Below are 21,180 nucleotides of genomic sequence, written 5' to 3' on the forward strand. Positions count from 1 at the left end.
TACCTGATTGGGGCCCACTGCTGTGCGTGTTTTTGTGAGGGGCGGCGCTGCGCCATGCCAGTCGCGTGCGCAACCGTCGCCCACCCGCATCTGGCTTAAAGTCCCACGCGCAGCGCCTGTGGCTCCATCCGGGGCGCGGGCCGTCTTTCCCTGCCTTTCTTTCCTACTTCCCGTCCTTCCTTCCTTCCTTCATCTTTCAGACACCACAGGAGACCCATTCATGGCTATCGACTTCAACGGCCGCGTGGCCATCGTGACCGGCGCGGGCGGCGGCCTGGGCCGCCAGCATGCCTTGGCCCTGGCAGCGCGCGGCGCCAAGGTGCTGGTCAACGACCTGGGCGGCGCGGTGGACGGCAGCGGCAGCACGGTGTCGGCCGCGCAGGCCGTGGTGGACGAGATCCGCGCAGCGGGCGGCCAGGCGCTGGCCAATGGCGCGTCCGTCACCGACTTCGCCGCGGTCGAAGCCATGGTGCAGCAGGCCATCGATGCCTGGGGCCGGGTGGACATCCTGGTCAACAACGCCGGCATCCTGCGCGACAAGTCGTTCTCCAAGATGGGCATGGCCGACTTCCGCCTGGTGGTGGATGTGCACCTGATGGGCGCCGCCCACTGCTGCAAGGCCGTGTGGCCGCACATGGTGGCGCAGCAATACGGCCGCATCGTGATGACGACTTCGTCCACCGGCCTGTACGGCAATTTCGGCCAGGCCAACTACGGCGCGGCCAAGCTCGCCCAGGTGGGGCTGATGCAGACCCTGGCCATCGAAGGCGCCAAGTACGGTATCCGCGTCAACGCCCTGGCTCCCACGGCCGCCACGCGCATGACCGAAGGCCTGATGCCGCAGGAAGTGCTCGACGCCCTGAAACCCGAAGCCGTGGTGCCCGCCATGCTGGTGCTGGCCCACGAGAGCGCGCCCACGCGCACCATCCTGTGCGCCGGTGCGGGCACGTTCGAGGCGGCCCACATCACCCTGACCGAGGGCATCCATGTGGGCATCGGCGCCGACGTGCCCGAGCAGTTGGCGGCCCGCCTGGCCGAGGTGACGGAGCGCGCCGGCGAGCAGGTACCACAAAGCGGAGCAGCACAGGGAACCAACGAAGTAGGAAAGGCTTTGGCCGCAAGGGCTTGAGTTGTGTCCGGGCACGCCAGCCTGCTCCGTGCTAAGTTCCGGGCCGACAGAAGTTGGATCGGTATAAACATATGAGCAAATTGCACGAAAGACTGGCCGCCTATCCGGCGGATGCCCTGGGAGGGATTCGCCGCGGCATCGAAAAGGAAGGCCTTCGGGTGCTGCCCCACGATGGCCTGGCCCTGACGCCGCACCCTGTGGCGCTGGGCTCGGCGCTCACGCACCCGCTGATCACCACCGACTACAGCGAGTCGCAGCTGGAGCTCATCACCAGCGCCCGCAAGGGCGTGGATGAATGCCTGAATGAGCTGACCGAAGTGCACCAGTTCGTGCACCGCACCCTGACCGACAGCGGCGGCGAGCTGCTGTGGGCCTCCAGCATGCCCTGCGGCCTGCCCACCGACGAGACCATCCCCATCGGCCGCTACGGCAGCTCCAACGTGGGCCGGGCCAAGAGCATCTACCGCATGGGCCTGGGCCACCGCTACGGCCGGCGCATGCAGACCATCTCGGGCATCCACTACAACTGGTCTCTGCCGGGGGTGGACAGCGAGCAGTACTTCTCGCTCATCCGCAACTTCCGCCGCCACGCCTTCGTGCTGCTGTATTTGTTCGGCGCGTCACCCGCGCTGTGCCCCTGCTTCGTGGCGGGGCGCGAGCACGGCCTGCAGCAGTTGCCGGGCGGGCAGGCGCTGTACCTGCCGCATGCCACCTCGCTGCGCATGGGTCGCCTGGGCTACCAGAGCGACGCTCAGGCCACGCTGGCCGTGAGCTACAACGGCCTCAAGGGCTACGCCAACTCGCTGCACGAGGCGCTGACCAAGCCCTATCCTGCCTACGAAACCCTGGGCGTGCGCAACCCCGGCGGCGACTACAACCAGCTGGGCACCAGCCTGCTGCAGATCGAGAACGAGTTCTACGGCACCATCCGCCCCAAGCGCACCGTGCGCACCGGCGAACGCCCGCTGCACGCGCTGCGCGAGCGTGGTGTGGAGTACGTGGAAGTGCGCCTGATGGACCTGGACCCGTTCGTGCCCGTGGGCATCACCGCGTCCACCATGCGCCTGCTGGACGTGTTTTTGCTGCACTGCCTGCTGTCCGACAGCCCGCCCGACACACCGGCCGAGATCGCCGAGCTCAAGCACAACCAGCACCTTACGGCCGAGCGGGGCCGCGAGCCGGGCCTGCAACTGGCGCGCAACGGCCAGAGCGTGGCGCTGGCCGACTGGGGTGCCGAGGTGCTGGCCGAGTGCGTGCCGCTGGCCGCCGCGCTCGATGCCACGCATGGCACGGCTGACTACAGCGCCGCTTTGCAGGATGCGCGTGAGCTCATGGCCGCGCCGGCCGACACGCCTTCGGCCCGTGTGCTCGACGCGATCCGCTCGGTGCACCAGAACAGCTTCGAGAACTTTGCGCGCGAGCAGTCCGTGGCCGCCCGCGATGCGCTGCTCAGCCTGCCCTGGACGGCCGAGCAGCAGGCGCGCTACCTGGCGCTGGCCGACGAATCCGTGGCCGCCCAAAAGGCCATCGAGGCAGCCGACACGCTGCCGTTCGAGGCGTGGCGCGAGCAGTACATGGCGGTCAAGGAACTGGGCTGATACGGCGGCAGCGCTGCGCCGCTGCAGCGTGTGCAGCGGCCCGGTCTGGGAATGAATGCTCCTGAATCGATAGCTGCTGGCGCCCGTCCAGCAAGCGGCAGGGGCTCAAAAAACTTGTATCCGCCCCATCGCATCCACCCCACCGGTCCATCGGTTCATCCACCCGGCAGCTGCAGCAGCGCCTCCTGCCGCCAGTACTCGGCGGCTTCCAGAAACCCCTCCCACACGCAACCGTTGCAGCCCCGGCCGCAGCAGGTCGTGGGCTCCGGCGGCGGGTTGCGCAGGGTGATGCCGGCAGACTGGGCCTGCTCCTGCAGCGCCTGGAACATGGCCTGGGCAGAGGCGCCGTCCACCGCACGGGCGGGCAGGGCGGCCGGCGGGGTGATGCGCTGCGTCACGGCCGGTGGCGGCTGGCCTTGGCCCGGCGCAGGCCGTACTGCGCGATGAACGCCAGCCCCAGCACCAAGGCGAACCAGCCCACCAGCGACGCCTGGGACATCAGATCGCGCACGCTGCTGGCGCGGGCCACGTAAGGCGCCAGCAGGATCACCAGGCCGATCAGGGCGCAGGTCACGCCCTTGAACAGCACTTCCTTGTCGGCCTTGCTGACGGGGGCTTTGCGGGGAGCGGGTGTGGGGGCGGACATGGTGGTCAAAAGCGCGGCGGCCAGAAGCAGGAAAGACCGCGATTATCCTTGGCGCCTGGCGCCCGCCGCGTGGGCAGGGCGCAGACCGCCCCGGCGCGGCCCGACAATTCCCCAGTGGCAGCCCCGGGCAATCGCCCCCGCTGCACTGACAGACAACCCCAGAGAAGAAAGAAACCCGCATGGCCATCCAGTGGTTCCCCGGTCACATGCACCTGACCAAGAAAGCCATCACCGAGCGCATCAAGGACATCGATGTGGTGATCGAGGTGCTGGACGCGCGCCTGCCGGGCTCCAGCAGCAACCCGCTGCTGGCCGAGCTCACCGGCCACAAGCCCACGGTCAAGGTGCTCAACAAGCAGGACGTGGCCGACCCGGCGCGCACCCCGCTGTGGGTGGACTGGTACAACGCCCAGAGCGACACGCGCGCCGTGCCGCTCGATGCGTCCGATCCCGCCCCCGCGCGCAAGCTCATCGATGCCTGCCACCTGCTGTCCCCCAACCGCGGCGGCATGGCCAAGCCCATGCGGGTGCTGATCTGCGGCGTGCCGAACGTGGGCAAATCCACGCTCATCAACACGCTGTCCAACAAGCGCCAGGCCAAGACGGGCGACGAGGCCGGCATCACCAAGATCGAGCAGCGCATCACGCTGGCCGACGACTTCTACCTGTGGGACACCCCGGGCATGCTGTGGCCGCGCATCATCGTGCCCGAGAGCGGCTACAACCTGGCCGCCAGCGGCGCCGTGGGCCGCAATGCCTATGACGAGGAACTGGTGGCGCTGGAGCTGCTGCGCCGCCTGCAGACACACTACGCGCCGCTGCTGGAGGCGCGCTACAAGCTCGGGCTGCCCGCCGGCACCATGGCCACGATGCAGGACGACGAGCTGCTCGAAGCCATCGGCCGAAAGCGCGGCGCGATGCTGGGCGGGGGCCGCGTGAACCTGCAAAAGACCGCCGAGATCGTGATGACCGACTTCCGCACCGCCATCCTGGGCCGCATCACGCTGGAGACGCCCGACGAGTTCGAGGCCTGGCGCGCCGCGGGCTTGGCGGAAGATGCCAAGCGCCAGGCCAAGAAGGACGCGCGTGCCAAGGCCAAGGGCAAAGGCTCGGGCGTGCGCGAGCCGTCTTCGGGCGATGCACCTTGAAGCGGTTGCACCGCGCAGAGGCTGCGAAGGCCCTGTAGCGGATGGGGCCGGTCCGCAGGACTTCCACGGGGCAGCTGCCTCAGCCGCCCAAGGCCGGTCAAACCGGTGGTGAGCCAGGGCAGGGCGGTGCTTGTCCTCTCCACCCCTGAACCTCTGCATTCACTCCCGCACCAGCCGATATAGGGAAAACCTGCTGGTCGTTGGTCATGAGATATGACATCGTACATCTGCTCGCCCGCCGCGTGATGCCCTGACTCCTGCGCTGAGGACCAGGGGCGCCACGCGCCGGTGCCGCAGCGGTGTGCACCGCCGACCCGCAGGCCATGCGGCCGCGGTGACGATAACAACAACCGGGATTTTTTCATGCGAACTTCGAGTGCCGTGGCGTGCGTGGCAGCCGCTTTGTCCCTGTGTTTTTCGGCGCCGGCCCTGGCGCAGGAGAACTGGCCCACCAAGCCTTTGCGCCTGATCATTCCCTTTCCGGCCGGCGGCAGCAGCGACCAGCTTGGCCGGTTGATGGCCAAGGAGCTAGGGCAAAAGCTGGGCCAGCCGGTGCAGGTGGAGAACACCGACGCCAAAGGCACCAAGGCCGCCGCCGGCGCCACGCCCGATGGGTACACCCTGGTGTTGTCCGGCGTCGGGACCAATGCCATCAGCCACGCGCTGAACCCGCAGCTCGACTACGACTCCCTCAAGGACTTCGTGCACATCTCCCAGCTGTCCGAAGGCCCCAACGTGCTGGTGGTGGGCGCCGCCTCGCCGCTCAAGTCGCTGCAGGAGCTGATTGCGGTCGGCAAGGCCCAGCCGGGCAAGCTGACCTACGCGCAGGTGCATGCCTCGTCGGGGCACCTGGCGATGGAGCTTCTCAAGCAAACCATCAGCACCTGCGTGGGTGGAGCTTCGGGCAGCCGCAACTGCACGACGCTGGGACTCACCGGGGTGCCGTTCACCGGGGCCAAGCCTGCGCTGGACGCGGTGATGGACAACAAGGCCGGCATGATGTTCACCAACCTCGACGCCGTGGCCCCCCATGTGCGCAGCGGAAAGCTGCGTGCCCTGGCGGTCACCAGCCTGTTCAGGAACCCGCAACTGCCCGACGTGCCCAGCATCTCGGAGGTGGGCTACCCGGGGTTCAAGGCCGTGTCGTGGGTGGGCATCTCGGCCCCCACGGGCACACCTGCCGCCGTGGTGGCGCGGCTCGAGAAAGAAATGGAAAACGCCTTCAAGGCGTCCGAGACCCGCAAGCAACTGGAGGCGCAGGGCCTGGTGGTGGTGGTCTCGCGGTCTGCGGACTACACCGACTTCATCCGCAAGGAAATCGAGCGCTGGCGCCGGGTGGTGAAGGTGGCGGGCGTTCAGACGCCCCCGTAGCGCCCTGGAATGTGTTTCAAGGCCCCGTGGTGCCTGGTGCATCAAGGGTTTTCCCTTGCCGCAGTGCGGCCGTGCCGCACGGGCGCATGACGCGGCGGGGGCGTGCGGGCCCAGGGAGGCCGACGCGGTACCTCTCAAATCTGACGGCGGTGGCTGACTCGTTGCGGCCCATGGATAGCGTTACCATGCCGCACAGGTTGTCACTGTATTGACCATGCCCCCCGCCGCCCATTCCTCCACCCGCGCCCACGACGACGTCACCAGCCAGCAGCTGGTGCGGGCCGGCTCGTGGACGGTCGCCATCACGGGCACCATGATCGCCGCGCTGCTGCTGCTCGACGAGCCCTTGCCCTGGGCCCGCGTGCTGCTGAACCTGGGCGTGGGCGTCATGGGTGCGGTGGCTGTGCTGCTGGGCCATCTGCGGCGCTGGCACCAGGCGGGCCTGGTGCTGGTGTGGGGCGTATGGGCCGTGGTGGCGGCGCTGTCGGCCAGCAACGGCGGCCTGCGCGGGCCCAGCCTGCTGAACTTCCCGGTCATCATCGTGGTCGCCGGTTGGGTGCTGGGGGCGCGCTACACCCTGTGGCTCACGGGGGCCACGGGCCTGCTGTTCATCGTGTTCGTGTGGGCCGACCTCAACAACTACATGCCCCCGGCCCGCTACGGCAACCTGGCCGCTTACGTGGCCTACCTCAGCGGCGTGCTGGCCGTGACGGCCGCCGCCACGCTGCTGTCGCGCCGCAGCTACCTGCGCCGCGTGCGCGAGGCGCAGCAGACGGCCTCCAGCCTGGCCACGCGGGACGCAGAGCTGCGCAAGCTGCTGCGCGCGGTGGAGCAAAGCCCCGAGAGCATCGCCATCACCGACCTCGAAGGCCGCATCGAATACGTCAACGCGGCCTTCCTGGCCCGCACCGGCTACGCGCAGGACGAGGTCATCGGCCAGTCCTCGTCGTACGTGTCGAACAACGGCATGACGCTGGTGCAGTGGGTGAGCCTGCGCGACACCCTGGCGCGCGGCGAGAACTGGGTGGGCGAGCAGGTCAACCGCCGCAAGGACGGCGCCGAAATCGTCGAGGCCGTGGTGGTGGCCCCCATCCGCCAGCCCGACGGCCACATCAGCCACTATGTGGAGATCAAGCAGGACGTCACCGAGCGGCGCCGCGCGGCCGCCGAGATCCACCGCCTGGCGCATTTCGACGCCCTGACCAGCCTGCCCAACCGCACCATGCTGGTCGAGCGCCTCACCGCACTGCGCTGGCGCGGCGGCGTGGGGTCGCAGCCGCTGCATGTGCTGGTGCTGCTGGACCTGGACCGCTTCACCATCTTCAACGACGCGCGCGGCAGCGAAATGGGGGACCGCCTGCTGTGCGCCGTGGCGCTGCGCCTGTCGCAGATGCTGCCCGCGCACGGCCTGCTGGTGCGCGTGGCCGGCGATGAATTCGCCATCGTGCTGCACGACCTGGGCCTGCTGCCGCCACAGGCCAGCCGCCGCGCGCTGGCCTTTGCCGAACAGTTGCAGGCCCTGCTGCTGCAGCCCATGCGGCTCGAAGGCTGCGCCGAAGAGGCGCAGCTCGGGGCCAGCATCGGCATCACCCTGTACCCCCAGAACGCCGCCGACTCGCCCCACGAGGCCATGCGCCGCGCGGGCACGGCGCTGCACCGCGCCAAGCAGGCAGGGGGCGGGCGATCCGCCTTTTTCGAACAAGGCATGGGCGAGGCGGCGGAGCAACGGTTCCAGGTGGAGCGGTCGCTGCGCCAGGCCATTGCGGCCGATGAGCTGCGCCTGTTCCTGCAGTCGCAGGTGGATGCGCAGGGCCGGCTGACCGGGGCCGAGGTGCTGGTGCGCTGGCAGCATCCGCGCGACGGCCTGCTGTCGCCCGCGGCCTTCATCTCCATCGCGGAAGAGTCCGACCTGATCGTGGGGCTGGGCACCTGGGTGCTCACCCACGCCTGCGCGCTGCTGGCACAGCCTGCGATGCAGGAGCGGCGCTTACGCCTGTCGGTGAACCTCAGTGCGCGGCAGTTCCGCCAGGCCGGGTTCATCCCGCAGCTGCGCGACATCCTGGCCACTTCGGGCGCGGACCCGTCGCTGCTCACGCTGGAAGTGACCGAAGGCCTCGTCATCGACGACTTCGACGAGGCCGTGGCCAAGATGCGCGAACTGGCCGCGCTCGGCGTGGAGTTCTCGCTGGACGACTTCGGCACGGGCTACTCGTCGCTGGCCTACCTCAAGCGGCTGCCCATCCAGGAGCTCAAGATCGACCGTTCGTTCGTGCACGAGGCGCCCACTAATGCCGACGATGGCGTGCTCGTCGAGGGTATTTTGTCGGTGGCGCGCCACTTCGGCCTGCGTGTGGTGGCCGAGGGCGTGGAGACCCGCGACCAGGCCGACTTCCTGCGCCAGCGCGCGCCCGACATCGTCTACCAGGGCTACCTGTTTGGCCGGCCCGAGCCGCAGCAAGACTGGCTGGCCCGCCTGCCGCCGGGCAACGCGGCCTGACGACGCCGCATGGCAAACGGCCCCCAGTGCCTTGGAACCTGCTCAAAGGTTCCAAGGCACTGGGGGCCGTCGTGTGTCCGGTCCCGCAGCGCGGGACGGCCGCTTGCTACTTACTTGTTCTTGTCCTTGCCGCGGGGCATCACTGCCGTCACGGGGGGCATCGGGCGGTCGGACCCGTGCGACTCCTTGGGAATCGACGTGTCCTTCTTGGGCTTCTTTGCCATCTTGTTGCTGCGCTGTTCGCCTTTGGCCATGGGTCCTCCTGTTTGGGTCTCGGTATGCGACCACTGCGCGCGATGGTACGCCACAACCGGGGCGGTCTGGAGGCAGTGGGCCGCAATCCTCCACGGACCTCAGTTCTGCCGGGTTGCCGCAGCCGTGGCTGCCATGGCTGCTGTGCCTGTGGTCACAGCCGTCACTGTCACCACGGCAGTCGCTTCCACTTCCACCAGCATGCCGTCGAGCGCAAGGCGCGGCACGGGTATCAGTGTGCAGGCGGGCGTGGGGGCGTCTTTCCACACGCCGCGCGCCGCCCGGGTCCACAGCGCCAGGCGCTCTTCGGTGTGGTCCACCACCAGCAGGGTCAGCCGCACGACGTCGTGTACCGTGGCGCCCGCCGCAGCCAGCGCGGTGCGCATGTTGCGCAGCGCCTGATCCAGCTGCGCCGCGAAACCCGCCGGCAGCTCGCCCGCCGCGTTCTCGCCGCCCTGGCCCGCCAGGTACACCGTGCGGCCGTGCAGCGGCGCCACGACCAGGTGCGAATAGCCGTTGGGCGCGGGGTCGTACAGGCCGTCCGGGTTGATATGGACGAGCTGATCAGCAGGGACTTTGGCGAGGTGCGAGGCGATGGGCGGCATGGCGGGTCCTGAGCGGGAGTGGCAAGAGCTGCTAGTATCAAACCTGAAGTTATGTTGAGGTCAAGCGCCTGCAGAAAGCCATCGCATGAAACACGAAGACGCCCTGGGCGACACACCGCTGGACATGGCGGCCGACCTGTCGGTGGGCGAGGTCGCCCGCCGCAGCGGACTGGCCGTGTCGGCGCTGCATTTCTACGAGTCGCGGGGCCTCATCGCCAGCCTGCGCAGCGCGGGCAACCAGCGGCGCTACCCACGCTCGGTGCTGCGCCGTGTCGCGGTGATCAAGGTGGCCCAGCGCATGGGCGTGCCGCTGGCGGCCATCGGCGAGGCGCTGCAGGCCCTGCCCGCGGGCCGCACGCCTACGGTGGCCGACTGGCGCCGGCTGTCGCAGCGCTGGCGCGAGGACCTGGACGAACGCATCCGCACGCTCACCGCCCTGCGCGACCAGCTGGACGGCTGCATCGGCTGCGGGTGCCTGTCGCTCAAGGTCTGCCCGCTGCGCAATGCGCAGGACACGCTCGCCAAGGAAGGACCGGGCCCGCATTTTTAATGCCGCCGAGCGTGAACTTTTGCGCGCAAACGCCGCTGCCGGGGGGCTCTGCACATTCTCGGCATGGTGCGCTGCGAGGGGCTCCCCTATGATGGCCGGGCCCCGCCGACGCGGCGCAGCACCCCGCCGGGCGCACGAGGGCGCTAGAGGGCGCTAAAGGGCGCAAGAGGGCGCCACAGGGCCCACGCCAGTTCCAACCGGAGAATGTTCATGACCATGCGGCTGTTTCGTCAATGGGGCGCATCGCTGTGCCTTGGGTTCCTGGCCGTGGCCAGCCACCTGCCGGCCAGCGCCCAGGACCTCGCTGGCGCCAAGGACCACCCGGCCGTGAAGCGGTTTGGCGGCAGCACCATCGTCGGCTACGAGGTGCGCAATTTCGAAGCGGTGGAGTTCCAGACCTCCACCTTCAAGGAGTTCGACCTGCAGACCAACAAGCGGCAATACGTGAAGCCGCCGTTGGCGCTGGAGGGCAAACTCACCCGCCTGTGGTACGAGGCGCCGGGCGCCACGCGGTCGCTGGAGCTGTACCGCAACTACGCCAACGACCTCACGGCCAACGGCTTCACCGCGCTGTACGACTCCACGCGCGACAGCGCAGCCGGCAACTACACCAACTTCCTGGCCAACTTCAGCAGCGGGCAGCGCGACTCCATCAAGAACAACCGCAGCGAATACGTGATGTACGCGGCCGATGCCGGGACCGTGCGCACCGGCACCTTCCAGAAAGGCAGCACCACGGTGCGCCTGGTGGCCATCGACTGGCCCAAGGAAGACGCGACGTACAAGTCCAAGCAGGGCGCGTACATCGCGGTGGACATCCTCGAGACCAAGGCCATGGAGCAGAACATGGTGGTGGTCAGCGCGTCCGACATCGGCAAGTCCATCACCGCCAATGGCAAGGTCGCCATCTACGGCATCCTGTTCGATACCGGCAAGGCGGACGTGAAGCCCGAGTCCAAGCCCTCGCTGGACCAGATCGCCGCCTTCTTGAAAGCCGAGCCGGCCGTCAAGCTGCACGTGGTGGGCCACACGGACAGCGTGGGCGGATTCGACAGCAACCTGGCCCTGTCCAAGCGCCGGGCCGACGCGGTGGCCGCCGTGCTGGCCAAGGACTACGGCATTGCCGGCAACCGGCTGGTGGGCAACGGCGTGGCCTCGCTGGCACCCGTGGCCAACAACGCCACCGAAGACGGCCGGGCCAAGAACCGCCGCGTGGAGCTGGTGCTGCAGTGAGGGGCCTGCTCCGGCCCCCACGCCCGCAGCACGCCTTCCTGGGGCCGGGCTACCAGCGCAGGGGCGCGGCCTCGTCGCTCCAGAAGATCCAGCGGCTGGTTTCCACATACCGCGACGTGCCGATGGCGTACGGGTCCATGCCGGCCTCGCTGCGTTCCAGCCTGGCCAGGTAACCGCCGTAGCTGGCGGCCCACAGCGTGTTGCCGTCGGGAGAAATGTCGATGCCGCTGATGGTGCTGCCGATGTGGTGGCGCCACAGCGGGCGGCCGTCGTCGCCGATGGCGTGCAGATAGCCGTCGGCGTCGCCCAGGATCACCAGTCCGGGTTCGGTGACCGAGGCGTACACGCGGCAGCTCTCGTCCAGCGGCGGTGTCTCCGCCTGATCCGGCCCTGAAGCCTGTGGCGACTGCGCAGCCACCGGGGCTATGGGCACCGACAGCGTGCTGCCCCAGTACAGGTGGCAAGAATTGGCGAACAGGCGCGTGCTGTCGTGCGAGAAGCCGGCGTGGTGCGGATAGGACGACAACGTGTCGTATTCCGCCACCACCGTCCCTTGCGCGTCGAGCAGGATGTGGCGGCTGTCCTGGTCGCCCACCGCGATGTGGCGCTCATCGCGCGACAGTGCCATGTGCAGCATGTCCAGCGCCAGCGTGGTGATGGTCTGGCCACCCACCTCGTCGTCCATCTGGTTCTTGGGCCAGGTGTAGGGGCCGTCTTCCTCGAAAGTCTGCGGGTGCAGGCGCCGCACGCCGGCGCCGCTGCCCGCAGCGGTCAGCAGGTACACCCCGGTGGGGTTGAGCAGCAGCACGCGCTGGCCGTCGTTGAAGGGGATGAGCTCATCGCAGCGCTGCCCCAGTGGCCCTGCCGTCACGGCCACTTCGGGCGGCAGCCCCTCGTTGCCACGGGGCAGGTCAAAGCGCGCGATCACCGGGCCTTCGAAGCCGCGATGCGTGGTGACCTGCTGGCCGTCGCTCTGCGCAAAGACCTGCCGGTCATGGGACCGGCCCAGGCCCCGCAGCGACGCCAGCGGCGTGTGGCCCACGCCGTGCAGCGCCACCCAGTGCGCGGCATCGTCATACGCCGGGCCGATGCGCGCCAGCACCCGGCCGTCTTCCAGGGCGATCACCGGTCCGATGAACCGGCCGGCTTTGGCGGCGCGCTGGACGTAGGCGTCCGGCGCAAACGCGAAGCGCTGGCGGAACCGGTCCCCCAGGTCTTCGTCGGCCTGGGCGTGGACCACGCGTGCGAGCTGCAGCACCGTGGGTGCGGCCTCCTTGCGCGGGTCGGAGGGCAGGGCTTCTTCATCGTCCTGCGGTTCTTGTCCACTGGGCTCGCCGTCGCTGCCTGCCACTTCCGCTGTGCCGTCCTCATCGCCAGACCGCTGCGCCTTCGCATCCATGGCCAACTGATGGGCCCGGATCGCCGCCACGTAGGCCTGTCCGTCGGCCTGCCATTGTTCAGACAAAGTCATCAGCTCCACCGGGAACACCCCAGCGTCCGGCACGTCGGGCGCCAGCGGCGGCAGCGCCAGCAAGTACACCGCAGCCTCGATGCGGCGCGCTTCGGCTTCGCGGGCCTGCTCGCGCTCATGCTCTTCGCGCAGCCGGGCCTGCACCAGCCGGTAAAAGCGCAGCAGGCGCGCCAAGTGGTCGGCAGCGCCGCGCGGCAAGGCCACGCGTGCTTCGTTCTGGCGCTGTGCGTGGGTGAACTCGACCAGCGCAGGCCCCTCGCGGGCTTCGTCCACATCGATCTGGTAGACGCTGTGGGCGTTGTCGTCGTCGTCCCCGGGGGCGGGGCTGCCGTTCTCCCAGCTGAACTTGAGCGCCCGTCCCCACGGCTCGCCGTCGTGCATGCAGGGCTGGCGCGCGCCCACCCACACCTCGCCCTGCCAGTGGCCGTTCTTGTCGCTGTCCCACCAGTCGTTGTAGCGCTCGGTGAACACGGGCAGGCTGGTGAATTCCTCGATGTGCCGGGCGGTCAGGTCGGCCTGCAGCCGCTGGTAGAGCGGGTAGCGCGCCCGGTGCTGGCCCACGGCCTTGCGCACGTAGTCGAGCACGCCGCGCCAGGCGGTCTGGCAGGCGGCCCAGGCCTCGGGGGCGGAGTCGGGCGCCAGCGCTTGCCACTCGCCGGGCTCGCCGTCGGTGTAGGGGCGGTACACCAGCGTCAGCACGGGCGTCGTTGTGACGGGCCGGCGCAGCACGGCGGCTGCCAGCCGGGGTAGCAGGCCTTGCGGGCTGCGCACCATGTCTACCGACAGGTAGAAGTCCCAGGTCTTCCAGACGGTGATGAACACGTTGTCGTCACGCTGGTCGCCATCGTCGTCCACATGCCGCTGGCAGACCGAGAAGTCGGTCTGCTGGAACCAGCCGTAGGCCTTGTGCTCCTTGTGCGCAATCACTGGGGTGCGCACCACCGCCAGGATGTTCTCCACGCTGATGGCATCGTCCGCGCACAGGTCCTGGGCCACGGGCCACTGGGCGTTGATCTCCTCGCTCGTGCGGGTGGCGCTGTCGCCCGCGCGCACGGCAGCCAGAACGCGGTCGCGGTCGAGCATGTGGTGCAGGCCGTCTTCGCCGGCGTCGATGCCATCGTGGAACTCGTCGGGGAAGATAGCCCCCACGATCTCGCTGCCAAACTCTGCGCGGTGCGCCACGCTGCGCACTTCGTCCATCAGAAACTCCACCTGCTCGGGGCCCTGCACCTGCACCGTGAAATCGTCGGTGAACAGCGCCACACGCGCCTGCAGGCCACCAGGCGCCTGCAGCGCGCCGCTGCTGCCGTCGCCCCACAGCAGGTCGTCCACCGCCAGGGCGTCACGCACATACAGCAGCGACCCGGCCAGCACCGCGTTGCGCAGGTGCGCGCTGCCCAGGACCACCAGGTGCGCTGCGTCGCCATCGTCCTCGGCCGTGAGGGCGCCGTCGATCCGCAGGCTGCCGTCGATAAGCACGAGGTACGGTGTCTCGCCCCCCGGCGCTGCGCCCGCAACCAGTGCGTGCAGCGGGTGGTTGCCGTCGAGCGCAGCGTTCAGGTGCAGCTCCGATACCGTCACATCGCCCTGCAGATAGAGCACCAGCTCCTGGTCCAGCTCGCCGGGCTCGTGCTGGAGGCGCTCGCTGATAGAGCTGTCGGCGGGCAAATGGGTGGCCACGTCGGCCAGCGGGCAAATTCGGGCAATGGGCATGGGCATAGGCGAGGGAGGGCGTCAGACCGGTACCAGGAACTGGCGGGCATGGTACATCGCTCCATCGCCCGCTGCGGCGGCAGCCGACGGCCGATGCTGGCGCTCTTCGCTCGCGGTCTTTGACGCGGCCGCGTGCGCTGTCCGCCCATTGGGGACACAATCATGTGTCGTCTTAGCATCACCACCCCATGAGCCAAAATCCTCCCGCCTTTGAAGTCCTGCCGCGCGACCTGTCGGCCTATCGCCAGGGCAATGTCGGTATCGACTACGTGCACCGTTTCGAATCCGGCCAGCCCGGCCCCCACGTGCTGATCAACGCACTGACCCACGGCAACGAGATCTGCGGCATGGTGGCGGCCACGCATCTGCTCGACAGCGGCGTGCGCCCCCGCATCGGCACGCTCACCATCAGCTTTGCCAACGTGGCGGCGTACGAGTCGTTCGACCGCGCCCGCCCGTTCGAGAGCCGCCAGCTGGTGCACAACCTCAACCGCATCTGGTCCGCCGCCGAGCTCGACGGCACGGCCGAGAGCCCCGAACTGCTGCGCGCCCGCGCCCTGCGCCCCGTGGTGGCCGCGGCCGACCACATTCTCGACATCCACTCCACCAGCCAGGACGTGGAGCCCTTCTGGGTCTACCCGGCCTACCAGCGCAATGCCGATGTGGCGTTGTCCATCGGCCGCCCGCCGGTGCACCTGGTCATGCCCAGCGGCCTGGGCTCGGGCACGCCACTCATCCAGCATGGCCTCCACGGCCAGGCCGACAGCCAGGGCGTGGCCTTGGTGGTCGAATGCGGACAGCACTTCCTGCAGTCCGCGGCCGACATGGCCACGGCGGTAGCGCTCGATTTCCTGGCCCACTTCGGCCTCATCGATGCGCCTGCGGGACGCCCGGCGCCCGGCCCCCAGCGCCGCTACGAGCTGCTGGAGACCTGCATGGTGCGCACGCCCGACTTTCGCTTTGCGCGTCCCATCCAGGGCTTTGAAGTGTTTGCCAAGGATGAACTCATCGCCACCGACGGCCCGCACGAGATTCGCGCGCTGTGCGACGACTGCACGGTGCTGATGCCCACGCGCGAGCCCATCGTGGGGCGCGAGGCCGTCTACCTGACACGGCCGATCTGAGGGCGCGCTGCCAGCGCTGTCCACGCAGCGGTCTGCCTGTGCCTCCTGTGCTGTGCGGCGTTGGGGCAGCACGGGCATGCAGTGCATCGGAGTGCCGTCTCGCCGGAAGGGGCTTGCGCGCTGGGGCACGGGCCGTGGGCTGCGCGCGGCCACACGGCTCTGCAGGCCGCCTGTGAAGCGCCCGTCGGCGGATGCTGCCAAGTCCGGCATTGAGGTCAGGTTCGGTTCCACCGATGCATGACTCATAAAAAACCTGCTTCTTGAATCGTGCCTGCAGCCGCACATTCAAGCCTTGTTCAACCACGACAAGGTACCCATGAAGCGATTGATGTTCGTCCATTCACTGCTGAATGCGCTGCGCGGCCAGGTGCTGCAACGGGTCTGGCAATGGTCGCAACGGTACGGTGCATTGCGTGCACCGGCACAGGTCCCCCTGCGGGTCCCTGCATCCCAGCGTGACAACACGCGCCGCCGCTACCGCTACCGCGATTGAAGCGGCGGGCCTGCGGCCCGCCTTCGCCATGCCGTCTGGCACGACCCCATGCGTCCTGAACAACCACCACATCGACAAGGAAGAACCATGCGCAGCTATTCCCACAACAGCCCCGAAGCAGCGGCCCGTATCGTCGCCCTGCTGCTGATATCCGACGGCAACGTCAGCCGCCAGGAGCTGGAGGCCCTGTACGGCCAAGACATCGAGCGGCAAATCGGCTTGGCACCCGGCGGATTCGCCCAGGTGCTCAACACCCTGTGCGAAGACCTGCTGATGGCCGCACACGAGCGCCGCGTGCTCACCGGCAGTATCGACCAGGCCACGCTGGACGCCGTCATGGCGGAGGTGACGGAGCCGGACCTCCAGCACAAGGTGCTGTACTTTGCCGACGCCGCCGCCATGGCGGACAGCCACGTGGCCGCAGAAGAAGCCTGGATCATGCGCGCGGCGCTGACGCAGTGGCGTGTCAGCAAGCTGCCAGCGCAGGGCTGAAGCATGCGTGGGGCGGGCTGCAGCGGCCCGTCGATGGCCCCCGTCACCGCCGTCATGCCCCGCTAAGCGCTGCGCGCAGAGTCCACCATCTGCCGAACCAGCGGGTGGTGCTGCCCGCGGCGCGACCAGATGGCATGCACCTCTTCGCTGATGCCGGGGCAGTCGCCCAGCATGCGCAGGCCCCGCACCAGCCCCACATCCTGCGCCCCCAACTGGCTGACCGGAAACACGCCCAGCCCCCGGGCGGCGAACACGGCCAGCAAGGCGCTGTCCTCGAACTCGCCCACGATGCGGGGCCGCACACCGATGTCCTCGAACCAGTGGTCCAGCGTGGCGCGCAGCGGCGAATGGGCGGTGGGCAGCAGCACCGGCAGGTCCTGCAGCGACTGCGGAAAGTGGTCGCGCGCAGATTTGCGCACCAGCGACGCCGGCCCGTACCACTGCAGGGCAGAGCGCGCGATGCGTTCGCTGGACAGGCGCTGGTTCGGGTTGCGCGGCGCCGCCTGCCCGGCCAGCACCACATCGAGCTGGTGCAGGGCCAGCTCCGACAGCAGCTCGTCAAACTCCCCCTCGTGGCACACCAGGCGCAGGTGGGGTGTGCCCAGCACCGGCTCCAGCAAGGCATGCGCCGCCAGCTTGGAGATGCCGTCCGACAGCCCCACTGACAGCCGCGCCACCTTGGCACTGGCGGCTTCGCGCACCTCGTCCGGAATGCTCTGGCCCAGCTGAAAGATTTCTTCGGCCCGCGCATAGGCCGCCTGGCCCGCCTCGGTCAGCGCAACACCGCGCCCGGACGGCTTGAGCAATTGGTGACCCAGTGCCTTTTCAAGATCGCGCACCTGGGCGCTGATGGTCTGCACCGCCATCTCCAGCCGGTCTGCGGCGCGGGCAAAGCCACCCTCCTTGGCAACCATCCAGAAGTAGTAGAGGTGGCGGTAGTTCAGCATGGGGTTCGCGGATCGAAAAAACCGAATACTAGGTTCGACCGGCCCGAATGTCCATGCATTCGCCTTCTGCGGACCACCACGCTCGCAGCCGGGGCTGCGCCACCGCGTTCTACGTCAGCAGCCGGTCCAGCAGCCGCGCCACATGCACCGCATCGCGCTGCGCGCCGTCCGCGATCTGGTGCCGGCAACTGGTACCGTCCGCCACCACGATCGCATCGGGGTTCTTGCGCACGGCGGGCAGCAGCGCGGCTTCGGCCATCTGCATCGAGACCTCGTAGTGCGATGCCTCGTAGCCGAAGCTGCCGGCCATGCCGCAGCAGGAGCTTTCGATGAGCTCGGGCTTGGCGTCAGGGATCAGGCGCAGCACCTCCAGGATGGGGGGCACGGCGCCGAAGGCCTTCTGGTGGCAGTGGCCGTGCAGCAGGATGGGTCGGCCTGCGGGCTGGAGGGATGGGGCGAAGCGCCCTGCCTTGGCTTCGCGGGCGAGGAATTCTTCAAACAGCATGGCCTGTTGGGACACCGTCACGGCCTTGTCGCCCAGGCCCATCACCAGGGCCTCGTCGCGCAGGGTGAGCAGGCATGAGGGCTCCAGGCCCACGATGGCGATGCCGGCCCGGGCCAGGGGCAGCAGGGCGTCGATGAGCGCACCGGCGCGCGCCTTGGCTTCATCGACCATGCCGGTGGCCAGGTACGTGCGGCCGCAGCAGTGGTGGCCGCGGGCCTTCTCCACGGTGTGCAGCACATACCCAGCCGCATGCAGCACGCGCGCGGCGGCCAGAGCGTTCTCGCTCTCGAAAGTGCCGTTGAAGGTGTCCACGAACAGCACGGCTGTTTTGCGGCCAGCCTGGGCGGCGGCGATGGTGTCGGCCCGGCTGCTGAACAGCGCCTTGTCGTGGCTGCGCCAGAAGGTGTCGCTGCGCCATGCGGGCAGCGAGCGTTTGGCGGAAAAGCCCAGCAGCTTTTCGCCCAGCCAGGCGGCACCGGGCACGGTGTTGCGCAGGTTGAGCAGCCAGGCGAAGTGGCTGGCCGTGCGCGCGTAGCCGGGCAGGTGGGCCACCAGCCTGTCCTTCAGGGTGTGGCCGTGGCGGCGCTTGTAGTGGGCCAGGAACTCGACCTTCATCTTGGCCATGTCCACGCCCGTGGGGCAGTCGCGCTTGCAGCCCTTGCACCCCACGCACAGGTCCATGGTGTCGTGCATCGCCTCGCTAGTGAAGGCGTCGGGCCCGAGCTGGCCCGACACGGCCAGGCGCAGGGTGTTGGCGCGGCCGCGGGTCAGGTGCTGCTCGTCGCGTGTCACGCGGTAGCTGGGGCACATGGTGCCGGCGTCGAACTTGCGGCAGTGGCCGTTGTTGTTGCACATCTCCACGGCCTTGGCGAAGCCGCCGGTCACGTCGCCGCCGGTGCCGGGGGCGGTGGTCACCTCGGTCACCGGGTCGGCCTGCACGTTCCAGGCTGACCAGTCGAGCACGGGCGTGAGGGGGATGCGCTTGTACGGCTTGGGCGCCGTGGCGGGCGCGAAGCGGAACAGCGCGCCGTCGTCCATCTTGGGCGGGTCGATGATCTTGCCGGGGTTGTACAGGCCGACCGGGTCCAGGTGGTTCTTGATGGCGCGAAACGCCTCGTTGATCGCGGGGCCGAACTGCCATTCGATCCACTCTCCGCGGCACAGGCCGTCACCATGCTCGCCGCTGAAGGCGCCCTTGTATTGGCGTACCAGGGCGCTGGCCTCTTCGGCAATCGCGCGCATCTTGGCGGCGCCATCGGTGCGCATGTCGAGGATGGGGCGCACGTGCAGCGTGCCCACCGAGGCATGCGCGTACCAGGTGCCGCGGCTGCCGTATTTGGCGAAGACCTCGGTCAGGCCGTCGGTGTACTCGGCCAGGTGTTCGAGCGGCACGGCGCAGTCTTCGATGAAGCTCACGGGCTTGCCGTCGCCCTTCAAGCTCATCATGATGTTCAGACCCGCCTTGCGCACCTCCCACAGGTTCTTCTGCGGGGCTTCATCGGGCATCTTGACCACGCTGCCGGGCATGCCCAGGTCTCCCATCAGCTCCACCAGCTGGCGCAGCTGCGGCAGCAGGGCAGCCTTGTCCGCGCCCGAAAACTCCACCAGCAAGATGGCCTCGGGCTTGCCGATGAGGGCCGTCTCCACCGTGGGCCGAAAGGCCGGGTTGGCCAGCGCCAGTTCGATCATCGTGCGGTCCACCAGCTCCACCGCCGTGGGGCCGAGCTTGACGATGTGCTGCGCCGAGTCCATGGCCTTGTGGAAGCTCGGGAAGTTGACGATGCCCAGCACCTTGGCGCGCGGCAGCTCGCTGAGCTTGAGCGTCAGGCTGCGCGTGTAGGCCAGCGTGCCTTCGGAGCCGATGAGCAGGTGCGCCAGGTTCACGCTCCCATCGGCGGTGTAGGGTTTTTCGCTCTGGTTGTCGAAGATGTCGAGGTTGTAGCCCGCCACGCGGCGCATCACCTTGGGCCAGCGCTCGGCGATCTCGCTGCGGTGCTGCAGGGCCAGGGCGTGCACATGCTGCGCAATGGCGCTGGCGCGCGGGCCCAGTGTGGCCAGCGGGCCGAAGTCCACCAGCTCGCCATCAGACAACCAGGCACTCGCACCCAGCACGTTGTGCACCATGTTGCCGTACGCGATGGAGCGCGAGCCGCAGGAGTTGTTGCCCGCCATGCCGCCCAGCGTGGCCTGGGCGCTGGTGGATACGTCTACGGGGTACCACAGGCCGTGGGGCTTGAGCTGGGCGTTGAGGTGGTCGAGCACGATGCCCGGCTCCACCGTGACGGTGCGGGCCTCGGCATCGAGCGCCAGCACCTTGCGAAAGTGCTTGCTGTTGTCGATCACCAGCGCCGCGCCGGTGGTCTGGCCGCACTGGCTGGTGCCGCCGCCGCGCGGCAGCACGGGGACCTTCAGCTCGCGCGCGATGTCGATGGCCACCGCGATGTCGCGCTCGGTGCGCGGCACCAGCACGCCGGCCGGCATGATCTGGTAGATGGAGGCATCGGTTGCGTAGCGCCCGCGCGAGCCGGCATCGAACAGCACCTCGCCCTCGGTCTCTGCGGCCAGGCGCCGCGCCAGCGCCTCGCAGGTCTCGTTGGGGGGCAGGGTGGTACCGGCTGGCTGCAGGGTGCTGGCGGGTTCGATGCGCATGGGAAGGGGGTCCTAGGTGGGGGCTTGGCGTCTCAATGGATAGATCTCGCCCGCGCGCAGCAGCTCCAGCACGGTGTCGCGCTTGCGCTGCACGTGGGCCACCAGCACGCGGCGCATGGCCTCGGCGTCGTGCGCGGCCAGGGCTTCGATCATCTGTTCGTGCTCGGCCACGGCCAGCTTCCACTTGGCCTCGTTCTGGTTGGTGCGAAAGCGCAGCGACTGCACGCGGGCGTTGATGGAGCGGTAGGTGGCCGTGAGCACCGGGTTGTTCGCCGCCTCGTTGATGGCGGTGTGGATGCTGGCGTTGATGCGGTAGTAGCCCGACAGGTCGCGCCGCGCGAAGCAGGCCATCATTTCGTAGTGCAGTGCACGCAGCTCGGCCAGCTCGGCGTCGCCGATGCGCTGGGCCGCCAGTTCACCCGACATGCCTTCGAGCGTGGCCAGCACCTCGAAGGTGTTGACCACGTCGGCCTCGGTCAGCTTGACCGCCACCGCGCCGCGGTTCGGCAGCAGGTCCACCAGGCCTTCGGCGCCCAAGAGCTTGATGGCCTCGCGCAGCGGGGTCCGCGACACGCGCAACTGCTCGCTCAGCTCGCGCTCGTTGAGCTTGGCGCCGGGCGCAATGTGGCCCTCCACCAGCATGGTGCGCAGGCGCGCGGCGACCTGGTCGTGCAGCGCGAGGCGGGAGATTTCGATGATTTCAGCCATGGTGTGATTGGTGATTTGAATTTTGCATGCAAAAAATTACCCGAACAAT

Annotated in this window: 18 protein-coding genes; 10 read left to right on the forward strand and 8 right to left on the reverse strand. The window is 68.7% G+C overall.

The window, feature by feature from the left end; translation table 11 throughout:
- The first annotated feature begins 220 nt into the window (after positions 1 to 220).
- Positions 221 to 1,129: an SDR family NAD(P)-dependent oxidoreductase gene (locus tag ACIGHN_RS08250; RefSeq protein ID WP_396503984.1), complete on the forward strand. Its 909-nt coding sequence runs from the start codon at positions 221 to 223 to the stop codon at positions 1,127 to 1,129.
- Between the two features lie 71 nt (positions 1,130 to 1,200).
- The gene (gene gshA / locus ACIGHN_RS08255; protein ID WP_396503985.1) at positions 1,201 to 2,727 is read left to right on the forward strand and encodes a glutamate--cysteine ligase; all 1,527 of its coding nucleotides are present in this window, start codon (positions 1,201 to 1,203) and stop codon (positions 2,725 to 2,727) included.
- A 155-nt stretch (positions 2,728 to 2,882) separates the two neighbouring features.
- Here the strand turns inward: gshA and ACIGHN_RS08260 are convergent, their stop codons facing one another.
- Positions 2,883 to 3,056: an oxidoreductase-like domain-containing protein gene (locus ACIGHN_RS08260; RefSeq protein ID WP_056419213.1), complete on the reverse strand. Its 174-nt coding sequence runs from the start codon at positions 3,054 to 3,056 to the stop codon at positions 2,883 to 2,885.
- 65 nt (positions 3,057 to 3,121) lie between these two features.
- Complete coding sequence (locus ACIGHN_RS08265; protein ID WP_056419210.1) at positions 3,122 to 3,373, reverse strand: hypothetical protein; 252 nt, start codon at positions 3,371 to 3,373, stop codon at positions 3,122 to 3,124.
- A gap of 179 nt (positions 3,374 to 3,552) precedes the next feature.
- On the opposite strand from ACIGHN_RS08265, the gene ylqF reads away from it, so the two are divergent.
- From ylqF to ACIGHN_RS08280, 3 genes are all read left to right on the forward strand, one after another.
- Positions 3,553 to 4,521, forward strand: a complete 969-nt coding sequence (gene ylqF / locus ACIGHN_RS08270) for a ribosome biogenesis GTPase YlqF (protein ID WP_396503986.1) — start codon at positions 3,553 to 3,555, stop codon at positions 4,519 to 4,521.
- Between the two features lie 363 nt (positions 4,522 to 4,884).
- Complete coding sequence (locus tag ACIGHN_RS08275; RefSeq protein WP_396503987.1) at positions 4,885 to 5,892, forward strand: Bug family tripartite tricarboxylate transporter substrate binding protein; 1,008 nt, start codon at positions 4,885 to 4,887, stop codon at positions 5,890 to 5,892.
- 214 nt (positions 5,893 to 6,106) lie between these two features.
- Entirely contained in the window at positions 6,107 to 8,389 is a 2,283-nt protein-coding gene (locus ACIGHN_RS08280; RefSeq protein WP_056418949.1) for a bifunctional diguanylate cyclase/phosphodiesterase, read from the forward strand.
- 110 nt (positions 8,390 to 8,499) lie between these two features.
- Here the strand turns inward: ACIGHN_RS08280 and ACIGHN_RS08285 are convergent, their stop codons facing one another.
- Both ACIGHN_RS08285 and ACIGHN_RS08290 read right to left on the reverse strand, forming a co-directional pair.
- Complete coding sequence (locus ACIGHN_RS08285) at positions 8,500 to 8,643, reverse strand: hypothetical protein (protein WP_200912444.1); 144 nt, start codon at positions 8,641 to 8,643, stop codon at positions 8,500 to 8,502.
- A gap of 99 nt (positions 8,644 to 8,742) precedes the next feature.
- Positions 8,743 to 9,246, reverse strand: a complete 504-nt coding sequence (locus ACIGHN_RS08290) for a RidA family protein (RefSeq protein ID WP_396503988.1) — start codon at positions 9,244 to 9,246, stop codon at positions 8,743 to 8,745.
- An 85-nt stretch (positions 9,247 to 9,331) separates the two neighbouring features.
- On the opposite strand from ACIGHN_RS08290, the gene soxR reads away from it, so the two are divergent.
- Both soxR and ACIGHN_RS08300 read left to right on the forward strand, forming a co-directional pair.
- On the forward strand, positions 9,332 to 9,796 hold the full coding sequence (soxR, locus tag ACIGHN_RS08295) for a redox-sensitive transcriptional activator SoxR (RefSeq protein ID WP_396503989.1): 465 nt from the start codon (positions 9,332 to 9,334) through the stop codon (positions 9,794 to 9,796).
- 210 nt (positions 9,797 to 10,006) lie between these two features.
- A complete protein-coding gene (locus ACIGHN_RS08300; RefSeq protein WP_396503990.1) occupies positions 10,007 to 11,029 on the forward strand; it encodes an OmpA family protein in 1,023 nt (340 codons plus the stop codon).
- Positions 11,030 to 11,078: 49 nt separating this feature from the next.
- On the opposite strand, the gene ACIGHN_RS08305 is transcribed toward ACIGHN_RS08300, so the two are convergent.
- Positions 11,079 to 14,213: a WD40 repeat domain-containing protein gene (locus ACIGHN_RS08305; protein ID WP_396503991.1), complete on the reverse strand. Its 3,135-nt coding sequence runs from the start codon at positions 14,211 to 14,213 to the stop codon at positions 11,079 to 11,081.
- Between the two features lie 188 nt (positions 14,214 to 14,401).
- On the opposite strand from ACIGHN_RS08305, the gene ACIGHN_RS08310 reads away from it, so the two are divergent.
- The 3 genes from ACIGHN_RS08310 to ACIGHN_RS08320 all read left to right on the forward strand — a co-directional run bounded on the left by ACIGHN_RS08310 (position 14,402) and on the right by ACIGHN_RS08320 (position 16,322).
- Positions 14,402 to 15,337 carry a succinylglutamate desuccinylase/aspartoacylase family protein gene (locus tag ACIGHN_RS08310; RefSeq protein WP_056170101.1) on the forward strand — a complete coding sequence of 312 codons (936 nt, stop codon included), beginning with the start codon at positions 14,402 to 14,404 and terminating at the stop codon, positions 15,335 to 15,337.
- 316 nt (positions 15,338 to 15,653) lie between these two features.
- A complete protein-coding gene (locus tag ACIGHN_RS08315) occupies positions 15,654 to 15,830 on the forward strand; it encodes a hypothetical protein (protein WP_396503992.1) in 177 nt (58 codons plus the stop codon).
- An 87-nt stretch (positions 15,831 to 15,917) separates the two neighbouring features.
- Positions 15,918 to 16,322 (forward strand): hypothetical protein, encoded by a 405-nt coding sequence (locus tag ACIGHN_RS08320; protein ID WP_056418947.1) that lies wholly within the window; start codon positions 15,918 to 15,920, stop codon positions 16,320 to 16,322.
- Positions 16,323 to 16,384: 62 nt separating this feature from the next.
- On the opposite strand, the gene ACIGHN_RS08325 is transcribed toward ACIGHN_RS08320, so the two are convergent.
- From ACIGHN_RS08325 to ACIGHN_RS08335, 3 genes are all read right to left on the reverse strand, one after another.
- Positions 16,385 to 17,269 (reverse strand): LysR substrate-binding domain-containing protein, encoded by an 885-nt coding sequence (locus ACIGHN_RS08325; protein WP_396503993.1) that lies wholly within the window; start codon positions 17,267 to 17,269, stop codon positions 16,385 to 16,387.
- Between the two features lie 109 nt (positions 17,270 to 17,378).
- Positions 17,379 to 20,423, reverse strand: a complete 3,045-nt coding sequence (locus ACIGHN_RS08330; RefSeq protein WP_396503994.1) for an FAD-binding and (Fe-S)-binding domain-containing protein — start codon at positions 20,421 to 20,423, stop codon at positions 17,379 to 17,381.
- A 12-nt stretch (positions 20,424 to 20,435) separates the two neighbouring features.
- Positions 20,436 to 21,131 (reverse strand): GntR family transcriptional regulator, encoded by a 696-nt coding sequence (locus ACIGHN_RS08335; RefSeq protein ID WP_056170086.1) that lies wholly within the window; start codon positions 21,129 to 21,131, stop codon positions 20,436 to 20,438.
- Between the last annotated feature and the right edge of the window lie 49 nt (positions 21,132 to 21,180).

The organism is Acidovorax sp. NPDC077693 (assembly GCF_044542805.1).
Classification (GTDB): Bacteria; Pseudomonadota; Gammaproteobacteria; order Burkholderiales; family Burkholderiaceae_C; genus Acidovorax.